At 50.7% G+C, this 3543-nt stretch carries 4 protein-coding genes; all 4 read left to right on the forward strand.

Annotation, left to right across the window (positions count from 1 at the left end):
- Positions 1-157: 157 nt before the first annotated feature.
- The 4 genes from yqaB (at position 158) to luxS (ending at position 3451) form a co-directional block, all read left to right on the forward strand.
- Positions 158-724, forward strand: a complete 567-nt coding sequence (yqaB, locus tag FDX03_RS18690) for a fructose-1-phosphate/6-phosphogluconate phosphatase (RefSeq protein ID WP_048213012.1) — start codon at positions 158-160, stop codon at positions 722-724.
- Positions 721-1149, forward strand: coding sequence for a YqaA family protein (locus FDX03_RS18695; RefSeq protein ID WP_042313100.1), 429 nt, complete (start codon positions 721-723; stop codon positions 1147-1149). Before yqaB ends, FDX03_RS18695 begins: the two co-directional genes overlap by 4 nt.
- 77 nt (positions 1150-1226) lie before the next feature.
- Positions 1227-2786: a glutamate--cysteine ligase gene (gshA, locus tag FDX03_RS18700; protein ID WP_048213011.1), complete on the forward strand. Its 1560-nt coding sequence runs from the start codon at positions 1227-1229 to the stop codon at positions 2784-2786.
- 149 nt (positions 2787-2935) lie between these two features.
- Positions 2936-3451, forward strand: coding sequence for an S-ribosylhomocysteine lyase (gene luxS, locus FDX03_RS18705; RefSeq protein WP_061068445.1), 516 nt, complete (start codon positions 2936-2938; stop codon positions 3449-3451).
- The last annotated feature ends 92 nt before the right edge of the window (positions 3452-3543 follow it).

A 3543-nucleotide genomic window follows, 5' to 3' on the forward strand; every position in this document is an offset into this window, starting at 1 on the left:
GAACCGAGCGGTCGGAGGTTCGAATCCTCCCGGATGCACCATCTCCCCCTTTAAATTATTTCCACATATTCTCTGAATGCCCCTCAATTCGCTGTCAGCGACAAAATCAATCAATTACGATAAAATAACGTCTGGTCATTCGGCTTGTGAGAAGACGATGTACGAACGTTATGCGGGTTTGATTTTTGATATGGATGGCACCATCCTGGATACTGAGCCAACGCACCGTAAGGCGTGGCATGAGGTATTGGGACATTATGGGCTGCGTTTTGATGAACAAGCCATGGTCGCCCTCAACGGCTCCCCAACGTGGCGTATTGCCCAGTCGGTAATTGAATTGAATCATGCCGATCTCGACCCCCATGCCTTAGCGCGTGAAAAAACCGACAAGGTGAGAAGCATGTTGCTGGATAGCGTCCAGCCTCTGCCGTTGGTTGACGTCGTGAAAGCCTGGCATGGTCGTCGGCCTATGGCGGTAGGAACGGGGAGTGAAAGCGCGATTGCAGAAGCGCTGCTTACTCACCTTGGGCTGCGTCGTTATTTTGATGCCGTGGTGGCGGCCGATCACGTACAACGCCACAAACCGGCTCCTGATACGTTTTTGCTCTGTGCTGAACGTATGGGCGTTGAACCGGCGCGTTGCGTCGTGTTTGAAGATGCCGATTTTGGACTTCAGGCGGCGCGTGCCGCAGGAATGGACGCCGTGGATGTCCGGTTATTGTGAGTGATGGACTGTCGCTCCTCTCGCTGTTTGCCAGCAGCTTTCTCAGCGCCACGCTATTACCTGGAAATTCTGAAGTTGTTTTAGTTGCCTTACTGGTTTCTGGAGCGAGTCATCCCTGGGTCTTAGTTTTAACAGCAACAATGGGTAATAGCCTTGGAGGGTTAACTAACGTTATCCTTGGGCGTTTCTTTCCATTGCGTAAAACATCGCGCTGGCAAGAAAAAGCCACTGGCTGGCTGAGGCGCTATGGCGCTGTCACACTATTATTAAGCTGGATGCCGGTTGTGGGTGATTTACTGTGCTTGTTAGCGGGATGGATGCGCATCTCGTGGGGCCCAGTTCTCTTTTTTTTATGTCTTGGCAAAGCGCTGCGCTATGTTGTGGTCGCGGCGGTTACGACGCAAGGCATTATGTGGTGGCACTAATTGTGTTGTGGAATAACCTGCAGGTTGACCAATACCATTATGCTAATTAAAACGATTTTGACAGGCGGGAGGTCAATTTGATCCCGGACGTATCACAGGCGCTGGCCTGGCTGGAAAAACATCCTCATGCGTTAGAGGGGATTCAACGCGGGCTCGAGCGCGAAACGCTGCGTGTTAATGCTGATGGTTCATTGGCAACGACAGGCCATCCTGAAGTGTTAGGCTCAGCGCTAACGCATAAATGGATAACCACTGACTTTGCCGAAACACTGCTGGAGTTTATTACTCCACCGGGCGATGACATTCACAAAATGCTCACGTTCATGCGCGATCTGCATCGCTATACTGCCAGGAATCTTGGCGATGAGCGTATGTGGCCGTTGAGCATGCCTTGCTATATTGCCGAAGGTCAGGATATCGAGCTGGCGCAGTACGGTACGTCAAATATCGGTCGTCTGAAAACCCTTTACCGTGAAGGCCTCAAAAACCGTTACGGCGCGTTGATGCAGACTATCTCCGGCGTACACTACAACTTCTCGCTGCCGATGGCTTTCTGGCAGGCGAAATGTGGCGTAACAGATGGCGATGAAGACGCTAAAGAAAAAGTGTCAGCAGGGTATTTCCGTCTGATTCGCAACTACTACCGTTTTGGTTGGGTGATCCCGTATCTGTTTGGCGCCTCTCCGGCCATTTGTTCCTCCTTCCTGCAAGGAAAACCGACAACGCTGCCGTTTGAAAAAACCGATTGTGGTATGTATTACCTGCCTTATGCCACGTCGCTGCGTCTGAGTGACCTGGGTTATACCAATAAGTCGCAAAGCAATCTCGGAATTACGTTTAACGATTTGCATGAGTATGTGGCAGGATTGAAGCGCGCGATTAAAACGCCTTCAGAGGAGTACGCGGCGATCGGTCTGGAGAAAGACGGTAAGCGCCTGCAAATCAACAGCAACGTTTTGCAGATCGAAAATGAACTGTATGCGCCAATTCGTCCGAAACGCGTGACTCGCAGCGGTGAAACGCCGTCTGATGCGCTTCTACGCGGCGGCATTGAGTATATCGAAGTGCGTTCGCTCGACATCAACCCCTTCTCGCCAATCGGCGTAGATGAACAACAGGTGCGCTTCCTCGATTTGTTCATGGTTTGGTGCGTTCTGGCTGATGCCCCGGAAATGAGTAGCGACGAGCTGCTGTGTACGCGTACTAACTGGAATCGCGTTATTCTGGAAGGGCGCAAGCCAGGCCTGACGTTAGGTATTGGTTGTGAAACGGCTCAGTTCCCGTTGCCTAAAGTGGGTAAAGATCTGTTCCGTGATCTGAAACGTGTGGCACAAACGCTGGACGGCATTCACGGAGGAGAGGAATATCAAAAAGTATGTGACGAACTGGTTGCCTGCTTTGATAATCCTGAGCTGACATTCTCAGCGCGGATCCTGCGGTCTATGATTGATACTGGTATCGGTGGCACGGGTAAAGCGTTGGGTGAAGCGTACCGTAACCTGTTGCGCGAAGAGCCGTTGGAACTGCTGCAGGAAGACGAATTTATTGCTGAAAGTGTGGCTTCTAAGCGCCGTCAGCAGGAGATTGAAGCGGCAGATACTGAGCCGTTTGGTGTGTGGCTGGAAAAGCACGCCTGATACAAAAGAAAAAGGCCACTCGGGAGTGGCCAAAATTTCATCTCTGAAAACAGGGATGATGATAACAAATGCGCGTCTTTCATATACTCAGACTCGCCCCGGAACAAAGAGTTCAGAATATTTTAAAAAAATTTATCGGAGGTGGCTAAATGCCGTTGTTAGATAGTTTTACTGTCGATCACACCCGGATGGAAGCTCCCGCGGTCCGGGTTGCAAAAACGATGAATACCCCGCATGGCGACGCAATCACCGTGTTTGATCTGCGTTTTTGCATTCCGAACAAAGAAGTGATGCCTGAGAAAGGTATTCATACGCTGGAACACCTGTTTGCTGGTTTTATGCGTAACCACCTGAATGGCAACGGTGTCGAGATTATCGATATTTCGCCAATGGGTTGCCGTACCGGCTTCTACATGAGCCTGATTGGAACGCCGGACGAACAACGCGTAGCTGATGCCTGGAAAGCGGCAATGGCAGATGTGTTGAAAGTGCAGGATCAGAGTCAGATCCCGGAACTGAACGTCTACCAGTGCGGTACGTATCAGATGCACTCCCTCAGCGAAGCGCAGGACATTGCACGTCATATTCTGGAACGTGATGTCCGCGTTAACAGCAATGAGGAGCTGGCGCTGCCAAAAGACAAGCTGCAGGAACTGCATATTTAGTTGTCATGCTGGATGGTGAAGCTCACGTTTCTCATCTGGTCTACAAATAATAGGCTCCAGCCGGTATAAAAAAAGCCAGTTCAGATGAACTG

Source organism: Citrobacter sp. wls827 (assembly GCF_005280875.1).
In the GTDB taxonomy this organism is placed as follows: domain Bacteria; phylum Pseudomonadota; class Gammaproteobacteria; order Enterobacterales; family Enterobacteriaceae; genus Citrobacter; species Citrobacter youngae.